15 protein-coding genes are annotated in these 18,672 nt (G+C 45.1%); 13 read left to right on the forward strand and 2 right to left on the reverse strand.

Going from position 1 to position 18,672, the window contains the following annotated elements; genetic code table 11:
* Positions 1-55 precede the first annotated feature (55 nt).
* Positions 56-874 (reverse strand): AraC family transcriptional regulator, encoded by an 819-nt coding sequence (locus BAZ21_RS09300; protein WP_068499273.1) that lies wholly within the window; start codon positions 872-874, stop codon positions 56-58.
* A gap of 165 nt (positions 875-1,039) precedes the next feature.
* Here BAZ21_RS09300 and BAZ21_RS09305 point away from each other — a divergent pair, with 165 nt between their 5' ends.
* The 7 genes from BAZ21_RS09305 (at position 1,040) to BAZ21_RS09335 (ending at position 7,874) form a co-directional block, all read left to right on the forward strand.
* A complete protein-coding gene (locus BAZ21_RS09305; RefSeq protein WP_068499275.1) occupies positions 1,040-2,149 on the forward strand; it encodes a Gfo/Idh/MocA family protein in 1,110 nt (369 codons plus the stop codon).
* 15 nt (positions 2,150-2,164) lie between these two features.
* Positions 2,165-2,932, forward strand: coding sequence for a sugar phosphate isomerase/epimerase family protein (locus BAZ21_RS09310; RefSeq protein ID WP_068499276.1), 768 nt, complete (start codon positions 2,165-2,167; stop codon positions 2,930-2,932).
* Positions 2,925-4,007, forward strand: a complete 1,083-nt coding sequence (locus BAZ21_RS09315; RefSeq protein ID WP_068499278.1) for a Gfo/Idh/MocA family protein — start codon at positions 2,925-2,927, stop codon at positions 4,005-4,007. The genes BAZ21_RS09310 and BAZ21_RS09315 overlap by 8 nt, the downstream gene beginning before the upstream one ends.
* Positions 4,008-4,046: 39 nt before the next feature.
* Positions 4,047-5,015: a sugar phosphate isomerase/epimerase family protein gene (locus BAZ21_RS09320; RefSeq protein WP_068499281.1), complete on the forward strand. Its 969-nt coding sequence runs from the start codon at positions 4,047-4,049 to the stop codon at positions 5,013-5,015.
* A gap of 20 nt (positions 5,016-5,035) precedes the next feature.
* Entirely contained in the window at positions 5,036-5,767 is a 732-nt protein-coding gene (locus tag BAZ21_RS09325; RefSeq protein WP_068499284.1) for a ThuA domain-containing protein, read from the forward strand.
* A gap of 246 nt (positions 5,768-6,013) precedes the next feature.
* Positions 6,014-6,358 carry a winged helix-turn-helix transcriptional regulator gene (locus tag BAZ21_RS09330; protein WP_068499287.1) on the forward strand — a complete coding sequence of 115 codons (345 nt, stop codon included), beginning with the start codon at positions 6,014-6,016 and terminating at the stop codon, positions 6,356-6,358.
* Positions 6,359-7,106: 748 nt separating this feature from the next.
* A complete protein-coding gene (locus BAZ21_RS09335) occupies positions 7,107-7,874 on the forward strand; it encodes a DODA-type extradiol aromatic ring-opening family dioxygenase (protein WP_068499290.1) in 768 nt (255 codons plus the stop codon).
* A gap of 123 nt (positions 7,875-7,997) precedes the next feature.
* On the opposite strand, the gene BAZ21_RS09340 is transcribed toward BAZ21_RS09335, so the two are convergent.
* Positions 7,998-8,714, reverse strand: coding sequence for a Crp/Fnr family transcriptional regulator (locus tag BAZ21_RS09340; RefSeq protein ID WP_068499294.1), 717 nt, complete (start codon positions 8,712-8,714; stop codon positions 7,998-8,000).
* A 259-nt stretch (positions 8,715-8,973) separates the two neighbouring features.
* Here BAZ21_RS09340 and adhE point away from each other — a divergent pair, with 259 nt between their 5' ends.
* The 6 genes from adhE (at position 8,974) to yidD (ending at position 18,481) form a co-directional block, all read left to right on the forward strand.
* Positions 8,974-11,586 carry a bifunctional acetaldehyde-CoA/alcohol dehydrogenase gene (gene adhE, locus BAZ21_RS09345; protein WP_068499295.1) on the forward strand — a complete coding sequence of 871 codons (2,613 nt, stop codon included), beginning with the start codon at positions 8,974-8,976 and terminating at the stop codon, positions 11,584-11,586.
* A gap of 327 nt (positions 11,587-11,913) precedes the next feature.
* The gene (gene pflB / locus BAZ21_RS09350; RefSeq protein WP_068499297.1) at positions 11,914-14,175 is read left to right on the forward strand and encodes a formate C-acetyltransferase; all 2,262 of its coding nucleotides are present in this window, start codon (positions 11,914-11,916) and stop codon (positions 14,173-14,175) included.
* 65 nt (positions 14,176-14,240) lie between these two features.
* Positions 14,241-14,999 carry a pyruvate formate-lyase-activating protein gene (gene pflA / locus BAZ21_RS09355; RefSeq protein WP_068499300.1) on the forward strand — a complete coding sequence of 253 codons (759 nt, stop codon included), beginning with the start codon at positions 14,241-14,243 and terminating at the stop codon, positions 14,997-14,999.
* A 215-nt stretch (positions 15,000-15,214) separates the two neighbouring features.
* On the forward strand, positions 15,215-17,437 hold the full coding sequence (locus BAZ21_RS09360; protein ID WP_068499302.1) for a copper amine oxidase N-terminal domain-containing protein: 2,223 nt from the start codon (positions 15,215-15,217) through the stop codon (positions 17,435-17,437).
* 254 nt (positions 17,438-17,691) lie between these two features.
* Complete coding sequence (locus BAZ21_RS09365) at positions 17,692-18,183, forward strand: Fur family transcriptional regulator (RefSeq protein WP_068499304.1); 492 nt, start codon at positions 17,692-17,694, stop codon at positions 18,181-18,183.
* A 1-nt stretch (position 18,184) separates the two neighbouring features.
* Positions 18,185-18,481 (forward strand): membrane protein insertion efficiency factor YidD, encoded by a 297-nt coding sequence (gene yidD / locus BAZ21_RS09370; RefSeq protein ID WP_068499306.1) that lies wholly within the window; start codon positions 18,185-18,187, stop codon positions 18,479-18,481.
* Positions 18,482-18,672: the final 191 nt, after the last annotated feature.

Here is an 18,672-nt window from a genome sequence, read left to right on the forward strand (position 1 = left end):
CCCTTCATCATTTGGTTATGAAAAAGAGAGCGTTCAAGCAAACGCTCTCTTTTATTTATAATTGCTCGCGGTGAATCACCCTGAATTCCTTGGGAGACATGCCAAAGCGGGAACGGAATACACGGTGAAAATACGTGTAGTTTGCAAAGCCGGACGATTCGGCGGCTTGTTCCAGTGACATAGGACTGAAAATGATTCGCTCCCTCGCCATGTTGAGCCTGATGTCCAGCGTATATTGCATAATGCTGGTATCGAATGTTTCCTTGAACAGATGTACGGCCCGCGACACGCTAATGCCGACATGTGAAGATACGTCATCCAGTTTGAAGTTGGAGGATGCATTTTCCTCAATATAATTTTTAATCTGATAAGCTAGGTAATTATGATGGGTAGCAATAGGATGCTCGGACAGCATACGGTCGAACTCCAAACACAAGATGCGTATGTAATAGCTTGAAATTTCCGGGTAAGGATTGGAAATACGACGCTGCTCCATCACAAGCTGGCGAAATAGGCCGAGCAGGGCTTCTGTGAGCTGAACCTTGATTCGGTTGGGACGTTTGTGGTGATTCCACCACTCATCTACCCAGGAGCCACCGAAAAAGATGTGATAATCCCCGCTTTCCACGATCTGTTCACCCATGGAATTCAACTCATTGTGAATATCCAGCTCATAGGGCTCGGTTGGACTAAACAGCAACAGGTCTCCCGCCTCAATTCGTGTCATTTTTCCATTAATGCGGGCCTGGCAGCGTCCGTCTGTTTGCAGTCGAAATAAATAATTTTTAATCCCATCAGGCTGGTTCGAATAAAAGGGTTTACGATGAAAGGAATAGCCTGCGGTAAGAACCTGACAAGACTCGACGATAGACATATGATGACTCCTTTGGGCAATTAGCTGTTTCAAATATTGACCAGATTGTTCATGTTTTAATCATATTATTCATTTTAAACGAAAGCGAAATAGAATACCATGTGAACTGTAAAGCTTACATGTTATATAACAAAGCGGATGTTAGAAGCTAAGGAGTGTGACGACGTGGAACGAATGAAGGCCGGGATCATCGGCTGCGGTAACATTAGTTCGATATATCTTGAAAATCTAAGAAACAGCCCGCTTATTGAAGTGGTAGCTGTCGCTGACCTGCTGGAGGAAAGGGCAAGGGCGAGGGCCGATGAATTCAACGTTGAAAACGCATACAAAGTAGATGAATTGCTGCGCCAGCCTGAGATTGAGCTTGTATTTAATCTGACTGTGCCTGGCAGCCATGCACTGACGGATGTGGCAATACTGGAGGCAGGCAAGCATGTGTACAGTGAAAAGCCTTTGGCGGTTTCATTGGAGGAAGGCAAACGCGTTCTGGAGCTAGCCCAAGCTAAAAATCTACGTGTCGGCTGTGCTCCGGATACATTTCTCGGTGCTGGGATTCAGACGGCACGCCATGCCATACAGACTGGAATGATTGGTCAGCCAGTAGCAGCTACGGCCTTTTTAATGGGTAGGGGCCCAGAGTGGTGGCACGAAAATCCGGGATTTTTTTATGCTGCTGGGGGTGGGCCGATGTTTGACATGGGGCCTTACTATTTGACCTCGCTGATCCACCTGCTTGGACCCATTCGGCGAATCAGCGGCTCCGTAGGGATTCAGATTCCGGAACGTTATATACATTCCGGTCCCAAAAGCGGCACGCCACTGCAAGTGGAGACACCAACACACCTGGCCGGGACCCTGGATTTTCATAATGGAGCCATCGTAACGCTAATCACCAGCTTTGATATTCAGGGAGCTTCCGAGCTGCCGCGAATTGAAATTTACGGAACAAAAGGGACTTTGAATCTACCGGACCCTAACTTTTTTAACGGCGATGTCAAGCTTCGTCGGTCTGGAGAGGAAAATGCGGAGGTGTTGAAGCCTCTTTTTGAATGTGGGAAAAATGAGCGTGGAATAGGTGCAGGCGAGATGGTGAGAGCCATTCGCAATGAAAAGAACCATCGTGCCAATGCGGAGCTAGCCTACCATGTGTTGGAAGCCATGCATGCTTTTCAACGCTCCTCATTGGAAGGAAAGCATATAACTTTGGAGAGCACGTTTGAGCCGGACGAGGATTTGTATGATGGAGCAGATATAACGGTAAACCCATCCAAATAGAAGAGGTGAAGGGAAATGGCTAAAGTAGGATTGCAATTGTACAGTGTAAGGGAAGATCTTGAACAGGATTTTGAAGGTACATTGCGCAAGGTCGCTGAGCTTGGCTATAAAGGGGTGGAATTTCATACCTTTTTCGGGCGCAGTGCCAAGGATGTCAAAGCGCTTTTGGATGAATTGAAGCTGGAAGTTGTCGGAACTCACGTGCCATATACTCGCTTGCTGGATCATTTGGATGAGGAGATTGCTTATCACAAAGAATTGGGCAATAAGTACCTGATCGTTCCTTATTTAACCGACGAACAGCGTCAGTGGGATGAACTTTTTGCCAATCTGAATCGTATTGGTGAAAAGGTGAAGGAACAGGGACTGATTTTGGCTTATCATAATCATGATTTTGAAATGACGGAGAAAATCAGTGATCGTCCAGTATTTGATGCTATATATGATGCAGTTCCCGCTGATTTGTTACAGGTCGAAATGGATACTTGTTGGGTATACTATGGAGGCTATGATCCAGTGGAATACATCGGACGTTATCGCGGTCGCCTGCCTATCATTCACTTAAAGGATATGGCACGTGACGAACATCAAAAAGCAGTTACCGTAGAGCTTGGCCAAGGAGAAGTACAGCTTCAGGCTATTACTGACGCCGCTATTCAGGCAGGCGTGGATTGGATTGTGGTGGAACAGGATTTCAGCTCAAATCCTCCAATCGAAAGCATTGAAACTAGCTTTAAGTGGCTCCAACACTACGCAGCTCAGGGAGGAAATATTCATGTCTAAAACACTCAAAGTCGGGATTATTGGTTGTGGGGGGATTGCGAACGGCAAGCATTTGCCGAGTCTTGCCAAGCAAAAGCGTGCAGAGATCATTGCTTTTTGTGACATCATTCCGGGACGCGCTGAGGAGGCCGCAACAAAGTTTGGTGCTGAAGGCTCCCAAGTTTATAGTGACTACCGTAGGCTGCTTGAAAATAAAGACATTGAGGTCGTACATGTATGTACGCCCAACGACTCACACTCCGAAATTACGGTCGCCGCACTTGAGGCAGGTAAGCATGTGCTATGTGAAAAGCCGATGGCCAAAACTGCGGAGCAGGCACGGGAAATGCTCGCTGCAGCCAATCGTACAGGTAAAAAGCTGTCCATTGCGTATCAAAACCGTTATCGCGATGATAGTTTGTATCTGAAGCAATTGGTTGATCAGGGAGAGCTTGGTGAAATTTATCTGGGCAAAGCCATCGCTTTGCGTCGACGCGCGGTTCCGACATGGGGAGTATTCTTGGATGAAGAGAAGCAGGGCGGTGGTCCGCTTATTGATATTGGTACGCATGCGCTCGATCTGACACTCTGGCTGATGGATAATTACAAGCCTAAAAGTGTAATGGGCTCAACCTTCCATAAGCTGGGGGACCGTAAAAATGCGGCGAATGCCTTTGGACCTTGGAATCCTGAGGAATTTAAGGTGGAGGATTCTGCTTTTGGTTTTATTACGATGCAAAATGGAGCTACGATCGTACTGGAATCCAGCTGGGCATTAAACGTTGTAGAATTTGGCGAAGCCAAGACACTGCTATGCGGAACGGAAGGCGGAGCCGATATGCAGGATGGATTGCGCATTAACGGAGAAAAGAATAGCCGCTTGTTTGATACGAAAATAGATCTGGATGCGGGCGGTGTGGCCTTTTACTCCGGAGAAACGGAAAATGAGGCAGACCGGGAAGCCCGTCTGTGGATCGAATCCATTCTGGACGACAAAGAGCCGCTTGTGAAGCCGGAACAAGCACTGGTTGTCACTGAAATTCTGGAAGCCATTTATGAATCGGCACGTACGGGGAAGGCAGTTTATTTTGATTAAAGCCGCTTTTTTCACATATGATACAGGGAGGGATTTCTTTTGAAACTTGGAGTATTTATGGTGTTGTTCGGCGGACGCTCATTGGAGGAAGCACTGGATTATGTAGCTTCCCAAGGGCTGGATGCTGTAGAAATCGGTACAGGTGGCAATCCGGGAGATAAGCACTGCAAGCCAGATGAACTGCTGGACAACGAAACGGCACTCAAAAATTTCAAAAAAGCAGTGGAGTCCCGGGGACTCACGATTAGTGCGCTTAGCTGCCACGGCAACCCTCTTCACCCGCAAAAACACTTGGCTCAGGCAGACCATGAAACGTTTCTTAAAACCGTTCAATTGGCTGAAAAGCTGGAAGTTCCTGTTGTCAACACTTTTTCTGGCTGTCCAGGTGATCATGAGGATGCGAAGTATCCGAACTGGCCGGTAGCTCCGTGGCCTAATGATTTTCAGGAAGTGCTAAAGTGGCAATGGGAGAACAAAATTATTCCTTATTGGAGCGAGGCGGGGAAATTTGCCGCAGATCACCATGTAAAAATTGGACTGGAGCTACACGGAGGCTTTTCCGTTCATACGCCAGCAACCTTGCTTCGTCTGCGTGAAGCGGTCGGGGAGGTCATTGGTGCCAATCTGGACCCGAGCCATATGTGGTGGCAGGGCATTGATCCGGTGCAGGCGGTTCAAATTTTAGGCCGAGCAGGAGCCATTCATCATTTTCATGCCAAGGATACGACGATTGATCCGATCAATGTGAATAAATACGGACTTACCGATATGCAGGAATATACCAATATGCTGGATCGCGCATGGCAGTTCCGTACCGTTGGCTATGGACATGATGTTAAAACCTGGGCGGATATCATCAGTGCTCTCCGTCTGGTAGGTTACGATTATGTGGTAAGCATTGAGCATGAAGATGGTCTGATGTCCGTAGAGGAAGGTTTTACTAAGGCCGTTCACAATCTTCGTCAGGTTCTTATTGAAGAACCGCTGAGCGAGATGTGGTGGGTATAACCTAATAGGGGGAAATGTGGATGATTAACGTCACCATTTGGAATGAATTTCTGAACGAGAAGCAGAATGATGAGGCAAAACAGGTGTATCCTGACGGGATACACAAGGCATTGGCAGACGGCCTGGCCAGTGAGGAATTTGTTATTCGAACGGCTACTCTGCGTGATGATGCTGAGCATGGTTTGGGAGAGGAAGTCCTGAATTCCACAGATGTGCTGCTGTGGTGGGGGCATAAAGCCCACGATCAGGTGAGTGATGAAGTTACAGCTCGTGTTGTAAAACGAGTACAGGATGGCATGGGCTTGATCGTTCTGCACTCGGGTCACTTTTCCAAGCCATTCAAGGCTCTGATGGGCACCAGTTGTGATCTGAAATGGAGAGTTGCAGGCGAACAGGAGATTATCTGGTCTGTAAATCCATCACACCCCATTGCAAAAGGAGTAAATTCCAAAATTTTGTTGGAGCACGAAGAGATGTATGGGGAGTTCTTTGATATTCCTACGCCGGATGAACTGATATTTGTTAGTAACTTTGAAGGTGGTGAGGTATTCAGAACCGGATGTACTTTCCGTCGAGGCAGTGGTAAAATATTTTATTTCCGTCCCGGACATGAAACATATCCGACCTATTACCAGCCTGATATATTGAAGGTTATTGCGAATAGCATACGTTGGGCCTGCTCGACAGGTATAATTAATCCAATATATGGTAGGAGCGAGGCAATAAGACCTCTCGGTGAAGTGCTGGTATAAAGACATTCATCGTGTCTCAATAGGTTTAATAATGAATAGATCGACAGGCAGAATCCCGGGAGATTCCGCCTGTCTTTTCATTTAACGATTTAGACATATACCTGTTGCTGTTGTTGTTGTATAATCAGCTTTGGTCATGGCAACTTTATCGGAGCAGGTATTAATTTAAGAAGAAAGTGTTTTCTTTCGGGATAAAGTATGCTAAAATGATATATACTAACAAAAGGAAAGCTTTATCAAACCGAAATGCAAAAGAAGGTGAAAAATTTGGAGGGTCAACCGCAATTTACAAAAATGTGTCCGCGTTTTGAAACCGCCTTTTCATGTCTGGGAAAGCGCTGGAACGGATTGATTATTCAGTCCATGATGAGCGGCCCCAAGCGGTTTAAGGATATTTCCAATCTGATTCCCACAATGAGTGACAAAATGTTATCAGAGCGGATGAAAGATTTGGAAAATGAAGGGATTCTTATACGTCATGTATACCCGGAAACTCCTGTCCGCATTGAATACGAGCTTACAACCAAAGGCCGTGCACTTCAGCCAGTAATGGAGCAGATTCAATTTTGGGCTGAGGAATGGATTAGATGAGCACCAAACCAAATGAGCGTTTTTCATAGCAAAACAGCCTTTTCCTAGAAAAAGGCTGTTTTTATTTTTTTGTATGCAGGGGCTATTTTCCGCTACACCGCAATGATCAATATAGATAAGTTAGTCCGCTTAAAAACTTTTGACGCGTCCTGCAATTGAAAATAATCCAGTTACCGTGCGGCGTGGGATACGAGTTTGAATATCCAATGCGGCTGTACGAAATGTACCTAGACATGAATGGCACAGTCTTCCTGCATAAATGGGGGATTGGCAAGACTCGCAAGGATAATCAAGTTGGCTGTATGTGGAGGGAAACTTGCCTGCTCTTACCCAATCTGTGAGCAAATTCATGGGTGTTCCGGTTGCATCACTAAGCTGGCGGGTGTGCGTAGCAGGGTGCTTCCATAAATAATTGGAGCATCGGTCAAAGAATACATTTTCTTCCTGGATACAAGTGTTGCACAGGTTTCTAAGATTTTGACGGAAAACAGAACCACATTTTGGGCAATTAGCAGTATGTATCTCCATAGAAACCAGTCCTTTATATCGAAATGTGATGAGATTTTAAAATTTATTAGTTATATATTACTATGACTTTATACCTAGATCAATCTTTATTTAACAAATGTTTGATCTTTAAGTATATGCAAAACCCTTTATTGACATAACCTTGTTACTTATGTATTATGACTTACATAAAGTTACTTATTGAAAAAAATAAATTGATGAATGATAAGGGGATTTTTAAATGACACCAGCTTTATTTTTGGCCCACGGGTCACCGATGCTTGCTATTGAACAGACCGACTATACTGCTTTTTTGGAGCGATTAGGAAAGGGTATTCATCCCAAGGCTATTGTTATTTTCACTGCCCATTGGGAGACGCAGGCATTGACCATCAGCTCGATGGATGACGTATATGATACCATTTATGATTTTGGCGGCTTCCCGCCGGAACTGTACGCGGTGAAATATCATGCACATGGTTCAATAGAACTGGCAAATAAGCTGAAAGAATTATATGAACAAAAGGGCATTGATGTACAAACTGACCAGGTAAGAGGACTGGATCATGGGTCTTGGACACTATTGCACCGGATGTATCCTGAGGCAGACATCCCCGTGGTTCAGATTTCAGTAAATCCATATCTTTCGCCCAAAGCACAATATGCCATTGGTGAAGTACTGCGCGGGCTGGGGGAACAAGATATTCTGGTCATTGGCAGTGGTGTAACCGTCCATAATCTGCGCATCGTCCAATGGGGAGCCACGAAAACAGAGCCTTGGGCCATTGATTTTGATGACTGGATTATAGACAAGGTGCAAAATGGGGATTTAGAGGCTTTGGATCGCTACGAAAGCGAAGCGCCGTATGCTCGTCAGGCGGTACCAAGAGCAGAGCACTTTGTGCCTTTGTTTATTGCAATGGGGAGTGGAAATCCAGCGAACAAGGCCAAGGTCATCCATAGAAGCTATGAGATGGGAAATTTAAGTTACCTGTGCTTTCAGTTCTAACGAGTGGGATGGACCAAGAAGGTATGTCGTTAGTTGCTTTTTGGGGAGAATAGGAAATAAAATGAGGGAGTGTATTATAGCCAGAATGGCATAAAACACTCCCGTTTGTTTAGGTAAGATTAACTAAATTCGGCAGATCTCACGTGGACACAATTCACAATGACATACGCTTTGCAGCATTTCCAGATCCTTGACAACAATCATGCCGTTATCATATTCAACTGCATTTTTCTTACGCAGATCGCTTAGCATCCGGTTTACACTTTCCCGGGTGGCACCGATCATATTGGAAAGATCGGTATGAGTAATTTTTTTATGAATCAGGATATAATCACCGTGAGGCTCGCCATAGGTATTGCATAACCGAATAAGTGTTGAGCAAAGGGCTCCGGGCTTACCGTACATCATCAGATCGCGGAACTTGGTCTGAGTAATGCGGTGATGCGACCCCATCCATTTCATAAAGTCAATGGCAAAATCGCAATGCTGGCAAATGAGCAGCTCCAGGTCTGTATGATCAATTACACCAATGTCGCTGTCTTCCAGAACCTCAGCAGAAAAGGAATGTTTAGTTCCGAAAAATGGATCAGCTTGACCCACAAGATCACCGCTTTGGTACATATATAGAATAAGTTCCTTACCTTCATCTGTTGTTTTTGTAACTTTCACGCGTCCGCGTTTGATATAAAACAGCTTATCCGCTGTATCTCCTTCCCAAAACAAATGCGAGCTTTCTGGCATGACTCGATCTTTCATCATCACTTGCAGCCGGTTGAAGCTGGCCTCCGAGAAGCAACAGGTGTTACCGCGAGCTTCCATTACGTTTGTAGGGTTTCTCATCGTCCATTTCCCCTTTGTTTCCTATGTTTTTTATCTGCAACTTGATCAATTCAAATTCATTATATACCTGTGCTATGAGTTTTTGGGGCAAGAAGAGGGGGTAAAAGTGGCAGAATTTCAAACTTTGTGATTTAATTCACTTCATAAAATAAAAATTTTAAATAGATTGTGAAAAAAATCACAAAATATCTTGAAAAGCTATGTTACGATCAGTGCGTGAACAAGAGATAGTACACGAGATAACAGGAGGATGAGGGAAATGGCTGTTAAAAACGAGGTTATCCAAAAAGAGCAAAGCGCAGAGCAGTATATTCAAACGCTGATTGACCGGGCGAACCGGGCACAGCAAGCTTTCATGAGTATGAATCAGGAACAGATTGACGAAATCGTACAAGCTATGGCACTCGCAGGGATGGATAAACACATGTACCTGGCGAAGCTGGCTGTTGAAGAAACAGGGCGCGGTGTGTACGAGGACAAAATCACTAAAAACATGTTTGCAACAGAATATATCTACCATAGCATCAAAAATGAAAAAACCGTCGGTGTCATTGAAGATAATGATTTTGACAGTTTTCAAAAGATAGCAGAGCCAGTCGGCATCATTATGGGGATCACTCCAGTGACAAACCCGACTTCGACTACAATGTTCAAAGCGTTGATTGCCATTAAAACACGTAACCCAATCATTTTCGGTTTCCACCCATCCGCTCAATCGTGTAGTGCGGAAGCAGCCCGCGTCTTGCTTGAAGCGGCCGTTAAACACGGGGCTCCTGCTGACTGTATTCAATGGATTGAAGCTCCTTCGATGGATAAGACAAATTCACTTATGAATCACCCGGATGTGGCACTGATTCTGGCAACTGGTGGATCAGGTATGGTTAAGGCGGCATATAGCTGCGGTAAACCTGCTCTGGGCGTAGGTCCTGGTAACGTGCCTTGCTTCATTGAAAAGACAGCGGACATCAAACAAGCTGTGACCGATCTGATTCTCTCGAAATCTTTTGATAACGGTATGATCTGTGCTTCCGAGCAAGCAGTCATTATCGAAGAGCCAATCTTCGAACAAGTGAAAAAATTGATGATCGCTAACGGTTGCTATTTTGTAAATAAAGAAGAAGCAGCTAAGCTCACTCAAGGAGCTATGAATGTAGAGAAATGTGCAGTGAACCCGGCTATCGTCGGACAGTCTGCTGTAAAAATTGCTGAAATGAGCGGTATCACCGTACCGGCAGGAACCAAAATTTTGGTCGCTGAGATTGAAGGGGTAGGAACAAAATACCCATTGTCCGCGGAAAAATTGAGTCCCGTATTGGCTTGCTATAAAGTAAAAAATGCTGAACAAGGTATTCAACGTGCTGCTGAAGTCGTGGAGTTTGGAGGCATGGGTCACTCGTCCGCTATTCATTCGAGCGATGAGGACGTTATCGCCCGGTTCGCAAACCGTCTGCAAACAGGCCGTATCATTGTAAATGCACCTTCCACACATGGTGCGATCGGTGACATCTACAACACCAACCTTCCATCGTTGACGCTTGGTTGTGGTTCGTACGGACGTAACTCAACTTCGTCGAACGTATCGGCAGTCAATTTGATTAACGTGAAAAGGGTGGCGAAGCGGACGGTGAATATGCAATGGTTCAAAGTACCTTCCAAAGTTTATTTTGAAAAAAATTCGACTCAATATCTTGCTAAAATGCCTGATATCACACGTGTAGCTATTGTTACAGACCCTATGATGGTGAAGCTTGGCTATGTGGATCGTGTCATTCATTATTTGCACCAACGCCAAACACCGGTAGCTATCGAAGTTTTCTCTGAAGTAGAGCCAGATCCATCGACAGTTACAGTAGAACGCGGTACCGAAATGATGAGACGTTTCCAACCGGATTGCATTATCGCACTGGGCGGCGGTTCCCCAATGGATGCGGCGAAGGGCATGTGGCTGTTCTATGAATATCCAGATACAGATTTCAACAACCTGAAACAAAAATTCATGGATATTCGCAAACGGATTTACAAGTACCCACGTCTGGGCCAAAAAGCACAATTTGTAGCCATTCCTACAACCTCGGGTACAGGTTCGGAAGTTACTTCTTTCGCGGTAATTACAGACAAAAACCTGGGCAACACGAAGTACCCGCTGGCTGACTATGAGTTGACACCTGATGTGGCAATTATTGACCCTGTGTTTGTATATTCGCTGCCTAAAACAGCTGTAGCGGATACAGGTATGGACGTTCTGACACACGCCATTGAGGCTTACGTGTCCGTAATGGCAAATGACTACACAGACGGTCTGGCAATTAAGGCTATTCAGCTGGTGTTCCAGTATCTGGAGCAATCGGCTCTGACCGGTGATAAGCTTGCTCGTGAAAAAATGCACAATGCTTCCACGCTTGCAGGGATGGCGTTTGCCAATGCATTCTTGGGTATCAACCACAGTCTTGCGCACAAATGGGGCGGTCAGTACCATACAGCACATGGTCGTACGAATGCCATCTTGATGCCGCACGTCATTCGCTACAATGCGAAAAAACCGACAAAATTCGCTTCGTTCCCTAAATATTCGCATTTTGTTGCGGATGAGCGCTATGCGGAGATTGCTCGCATACTGGGATTGCCTGCTCGCACCACTGAAGAAGGAGTTAACAGCCTGATTGAAGCGATCCGTAAGATGAACAAAACACTCGGTATCGAGGAATCGTTCCAACAACTCGGTTTCGATCCGAAGGATTTTGAAGCACGTGTGGATTATTTGGCTGACCGCGCTTTTGAGGATCAATGTACAACTGCGAATCCGAAGCTGCCGCTGGTTACTGAATTGGCAGATGTATACCGGAATGCCTTCTACGGACGTTTTGACCAATAATATATAGGTAAGAAGAGGCTTGTAACAAAGCATTTTCCCGTTTAATACTACGCAGGCTCTCTATAATAGAGGGCCTGTTGGTTTGGGAAGGGAGGTGAGCGGCAAGGATAAGGATACGGGCGTGAAGCTAGGGAAAATAAAGTGATAAAAATCACTTATATTGTGACTTTTATCACATACTACACTCTGTCATTATTCTACAATAAGGGTGTAAGAAAGGTCCCGACACTGAGCGTAAGGCATCGGTGAAAAGGCCGGGCTTTAAGAGATTTATTTTTAGTGAAAAAAATCACAAGTCCGGAAGACCAAACAATTGGAGGGATTTACATGTCGGTGATTGAGAGAGAATTACAAGGGCAACAATCTGGCTGGAGAGGTTTTAAAAAAGGCAAATGGATGAAAGAAGTCAACGTTAACGATTTTATTCAAACGAATATCTTACCTTACGTTGGCAATGAAGAATTTCTGGTTGGTCCTACAGCCAACACAACTGCACTGTGGGATATCGTATCCGATCTTACTAAAAAAGAGTTGGCAAACGGCGGTGTACTTGATGTAGACGTAAATACGCCATCCACTATTACTTCACATAAACCAGGTTATTTGGATCGGGATAAAGAACAAATTGTTGGTGTGCAAACAGATGCACCATTCAAGCGTTCCTTGCAACCTTTCGGTGGAATTCGGATGATGATTGACGCATGTAAAGCCTATGGCTTTGAAGTGCCTGAAAGCATTATAGATATATTCACGCATATCCGTAAAACACACAACCAAGGTGTGTTTGACGCTTACACGGATGAGATGAGAGCAGCTCGTAAAGCTGGTATTATCACTGGCTTACCAGATGCATACGGTCGTGGTCGGATTATTGGTGACTACCGTCGTGTAGCTCTGTATGGAGCAGACTTTTTGATTCAAGATAAGAAGCTTCAACTGAAAAGCCTTGAAGTTGACGCTATGGAAGAGGACGTAATTCGTCTTCGCGAAGAAATTTCCGAACAAATTCGTGCTTTGAATGAATTGAAACAAATGGCTGCTGAACATGGCTTTGATATTTCAAAACCAGCCAATAATGCGAAAGAAGCTTTCCAATGGGTATATTTTGGCTACCTCGCAGCGATCAAAGAACAAAACGGTGCAGCAATGTCCCTGGGACGTGTATCTTCATTCCTTGATATTTATACTCAACGTGATCTTGAAGAAAACGCGCTGACAGAAGAACAAGCTCAAGAATTGGTCGATCATTTTGTCATGAAACTGCGTATTGTTAAATTCCTGCGTACACCTGACTATAATGAACTGTTCAGTGGAGACCCTACATGGGTAACAGAATCTATTGGCGGTATGTCTGTCACTGGAGAAACTCGTGTTACCAAAAACAGCTTCCGCTTCTTGCACACGCTGTACAACTTGGGACCAGCTCCAGAACCTAACTTGACTGTGCTGTGGTCAGAACAATTGCCTGAAGGTTTCAAAAAATATTGTGCAAAAGTTTCTATTGAAACCAGCTCCATTCAATATGAAAATGACGATCTGATGCGTCCAATCTATGGCGATGATTATGGTATTGCTTGTTGTGTATCCGCCATGAAAATCGGTAAACAAATGCAATTCTTTGGTGCTCGCGCCAACTTGGCTAAAGCTCTGTTGTATGCCATTAACGGTGGTAAGGATGAAAAATCCGGCGCTCAAGTAGGGCCTGAATTCCCGGCCATTACAAGTGAAGTGCTGGATTATGAAGAAGTGTTGAGCCGCTTCAAACCTATGATGGAATGGCTGGCAAAACTGTATATGAACACATTGAATGTGATTCACTACATGCATGATAAATACAGCTACGAACGCATTGAAATGGCGCTGCATGACCGTGATATTCTTCGTACTATGGCTTGTGGTATCGCGGGTCTGTCAGTTGCAACTGACTCCTTGAGCGCTATTAAATTTGCAAAAGTTAAACCAATCCGTAACGAAAAAGGGATTGCTGTTGATTTTGAAATCGAAGGTGAATACCCTTGCTATGGTAACAACGATGATCGTGTAGATACCATCGCAGTAGAACTGGTAGAGACCTTTATGAGTATGATTCGCAAGCACAAAGCTTATCGGAATGCTCTTCCTACTCAATCTGTCCTGACGATTACTTCCAACGTGGTGTACGGTAAGAAAACGGGTACAACACCGGATGGACGTAAAGCAGGCGAACCATTTGCGCCAGGTGCGAACCCAATGCATGGCCGTGACAAAAAAGGTGCTTTGGCATCTCTGAGTTCCGTAGCTAAGCTCCCTTACGAGCACAGTCTGGACGGTATTTCGAACACTTTCTCCATCGTGCCTAAAGCACTGGGTAAAGAAGAAGAAACACGCAAAACGAACCTCGTTTCGATGATGGACGGCTACTTCGGAAGCCATGCGCATCATTTGAACGTCAACGTATTTGCTCGTGAGCAACTGCTGGATGCCATGGAGCACCCAGAAAATTATCCACAGCTTACGATTCGTGTATCGGGCTATGCCGTTAACTTTATCAAGCTGACTCGTGAACAACAGTTGGATGTTATTAACCGTACATTCCACGGTACAATGTAATTAGGCTTAACCTATCATATATTACAACGACGCACGCATAGCGGATGCGGGAAGGATGATACAACATGTTGAAAGGCCACATACACTCATTGGAAACCTTCGGGACCGTCGATGGTCCCGGCATCCGCTTCGTGCTTTTTATGCAAGGATGCTTGTTGAAATGTCAATATTGTCATAATCCGGACACCTGGGCTTTAAATGAAGGTAATCCGATGACACTGGAGGAGGTATTGGCTGAAATAGAACCGTATTTAGCCTACTACCGATCTTCAGGAGGCGGTTTGACCGTATCCGGTGGAGAACCGACATTACAAGCTCATTTTGTAGCAGAGCTGTTCACAGAAGTGAAGCGTCGTTGGAATTTGCACACGACGCTGGACAGTAACGGCTTTAATGACGCGGGCCGTATCCAAGATCTGCTGAACGTAACGGACTTGGTGCTTCTGGATATTAAGCATATTGACAACGACAAGCATATTAAGCTCACAGGCAAGTCCAATGACCGTATGCTAAGTACAGCGCGCTGGTTATCTGAACAAGGGCGTAAAATGTGGATTAGACACGTATTTGTGCCGGGCATTCATGATGACGAGCAAGATCTATTGAATTTGGGTCGGTTTATCGGAACGTTGAACGGAGTCGAAAAGTTCGAGATTTTACCTTATCACCAAATGGGTGTATACAAATGGGAAATGCTCGGTAAGGCGTATCCGCTGGAAGGGGTTCCGTCCCCTACTGAAGAAGAAGTTCAACGCGCTTATCGACTCATTGAAGAGGGTCGTCTGGAGACTGCAGAGAAGAACGCTGTTTGCCGCCCGTCATAAGAAAGATGGCTCAAAAGCTACTTACTGTTATAAAGCCGCCGCCACATCAGATCAGATGGGCGGCGGTTTTTTGTTGTTGAATATTTTGAATTCGCAGGAGGAGGTTCTAATTTTCATATTAAGAAAAATTCCCAGCAACTTTTTGGTAACTGCCGCGTCTAATAGTATGACTTTTTACGGGAATGATAATAATTTGGGATAGAAGGAGACAGACAATGAATTTCAAGAAGTGGACCATGCTCACCGCGCTTGCGGTAGCTCAGGTGGCTGCAGTAGCCCCTGTAGGAGCAGAAGCAGCAACAACAACCGTTCAATCTACCGATTCGGTTAGCGGACAGCAGGCTCAAGCCAATGTCGCAGAATCCGGCGATCAGCATAGCAGCGGAGGTCAAGATAGCACGGGAACACCAAACAGCACGACAACGTCTGATAATACAGGCGTAACCAATGATCCATTGTCTGGCTTGCCTACAGATACAACCAACGGATCAAACGTATCCAGTGATGTATACGGTGGGGATGGAACGATCACTAATCCTGGTGGCTCTCCAACGTCCATGGGCGCAAATCAATTGATTTTGTATTTGAACAGCGCAAAAATGGAACAGAACGGACAGATATACACGGCGACTCAGCCTATGACAGTCAAGGACGGCGTTTCCTATGTAGCTATCCGTTCACTTGTCAGCCGCGTCGGATTACAGTTCAGTTATGATACTGCTACCAAAGAAACTGTAATCACTCAAGGAACAAATGTGCTGCGCTTCAAGACGGACAGCAAGGTTTACACCGTTAATGGTGAAGCTAGACAAATGAAGGGTCCAGCTTTCCAGCAAAAGAACGTTTTTATGGTCCCATTGACCTCTATTACACAGGCCTTAAATATTCCTTATACTGTGAATAATACAACGAAACAGGTTATTATGGATTTGAATCAGAAACCTAAAGCTTCCTTCACGGTTCAGCAAAAAGATATCTATGCAGGTGAAACCCAAGTTACGTATTTAACGAAGGAATCTTCTCCTACAGGTCTTCCGATTGTGAATCAACGTTGGGAAGGCAAGCAGGACGTGTTTCAGGAGCCAGGTACATATGTAGTTACCTATTCCGTTCTTGACTCCGCAGGGAACTGGAGTGATCCATACTCGGTTACGATTACGGTGAGACCGCCGAATCAGCCACCGGTGGCTCTGTTTACAACAGATAAAAAAGAATACAAAATGGGTGAAAAAATCACGATTACGGATCTGAGTACAGATGATGAAAATGCGATCACCAAGCGTGATTGGGTAAACAAGAAACTGGCATTTTTCGAACCGGGTGACGTGACCATTACATTGACCGTCACTGATAAGCATGGTGCAACAGGTACTGTAAGTGAGACGATTAAAATTACAAACGAACTTCTCTACAATGAAGATGATTTCAACAAAATCTTTACTCCTTACGGTGATAAATATAGTGCAGACGGCAGTCAGGTGCCTACAATGGCTACCATTCCAGTGACCAGTACGTCTTCACCACGTCTTCTGATCCGTGCTAACAGTCCGGAACGGGTATTCCAGGATGGCATCGTGTATCAAGAAACGGGATCAGGCAGTACACGTATACTCGTCCATCATGTGAATGAAACGGGCAGAGATGTAAAAATGTACGTTATTGCAACCAACAATAATATTACGGCTGCCAACCTGAATGTCGAAAATTCCGGTTTCGCCGGACCATCTGAGTTTGCGACGGCTGCGGGTAAGATTTCGATTCAGCGGTACTTTCAATCCATGTTGGATGGAAGCAAACGTTCCAGCACAGTTCTGAATCCGGGCGAAAGCCGCGTTATTTTACAGGATTTGAATGCGCAAAAAATTAAGCAAAAACAGGTTATTTCTCTCTTGTCCGATTTGTATACCGATCAGCCTATTCAATACACGGTTGTTGTGTTAGACGCAAATGCAGATCCGTTGACTGCGCTGCCTACTCTGGCAAAACTGCCTAAGGACGGCATTCATAACCGTGGAACGTATGCGAATTCCGATATCTCGCTCAATTATACGGAAGAGGTTGGTAAAACAGCCCAGCGTATCGTTCTCGGCGACAATAAAGTAGACCCGAACCTGCTGGGTACAGACGGTCTGGACGGCTCTTCTGCTTCCAATGCCGGTAACTTTGGTGTCGTCTATAAAGTTAAACTGGACCATGTAGCGCCGTATTCCCTGATTGCTTTCAACCCGCGTGGTGGTGAATATGCCGGTTATGCGATGGTAAACAATCAGGTTGTAGGTATTCCAACGAATGGTTCTGTGCAAGCACCGAATGAGATGAGTGTGCTGTATCGTACAGGTCATATCGAGGAAAGTGTAGAGATGTATTTCACTGCAGCGGCAGGAAGTAACTTGCCGGTTTCTGTAGTCGTTATGCCATTGCCAGCTATTAAAAACTAATATAAATAACCGGTGCTGTTCACCGAGTTAGACCACTTGGTCTCATCATTCACCGTTTAAAAGTCAGATGTCACTTTCAGAATATAGGCGTTCCCCTGCTGCGGATTTGTTTGCAGTCCTGGAGAACGTCTTTTTCTTACTCACAGGTGCGAATATCTCTTATAATATTGACTTTAATCGTGGTATAATAAATAGATGCAAGCCTAAGCCTGCATCAGAAAGCCTGAAACTACAGACAGGGGAGGGTGAAACGCATGCTGACAAAGGATGAAATTATCGCAACCATGTCCGCTCAAGGACTGCGTATTACAGATCAGCGCAAGACGCTGGCCACGTTATTTTCCGAGAATGAAGGGTATTTGTCTCCCAAAGACGTTTATGAATATATGGGTAAAAAATATAGTGGACTCAGCTTTGATACGGTTTATCGTAATCTGCGTGTAATGCAGGAGTTGGGCGTACTTGAGCAGGTATCTTTTGAGGATGGAATGAAGTTCAAGGTAAGCTGTAATGAGCATCATCATCACCATCATATGATTTGCTTGAGCTGTCAAAAAACATTACCGATTTCTTTTTGCCCAATGCAGATGACAGATACGACGGATCAGTTCCAAATCGTTGAGCACAAATTTGAAATTTTTGGGTATTGCAAAGATTGCCAACAAAAAAACGGGCATCATGAGAGTAATTCTGATGGAGGATTCAGGCAGACGAGCAGTCACACTCACAGCCACGGGGGCTATTAAAATGAAAATCACCACACGCAGAGTGGTTCAGGCTCCGATCAGGTTTTATCGTTCCTATATCTCACCGTTAAAGCCGGCGACCTGCCGGTTTTATCCAACATGCTCGGCATACGCGTTGGAGGCGGTAGAGGTGCATGGTGCGCTTAAAGGCTCATGGCTGGCTGCCAAGCGTATAGCCAAGTGCCATCCCTTTCATCCGGGCGGGGTAGATTTGGTTCCTCCTATCCAAAAACGGGCAGATAAATCTGGTGAAGACCGGCTGGCTGATCATGATGAGAAGATGCTGGGAAGGGGCTGACTTGACATCGCTGCGTGGATTTGGTTATATTTTGGTTAATATTGTTTTCCTGTGAAGGGATGAGTAGGGCAAGAGTCCAGTACAGAGAGCCGGAGTTAGCTGCAAACCGGTCTGGAGCGAAGCCTGAATATGGTCCTGGAGGAACCTTTTTCGAGTGTATTTGCCAACATTTTTGTGCAAGTGTGGGGGCA

The organism is Paenibacillus kribbensis (assembly GCF_001705305.1).
Taxonomy (GTDB): Bacteria; Bacillota; Bacilli; order Paenibacillales; family Paenibacillaceae; genus Paenibacillus; species Paenibacillus kribbensis_B.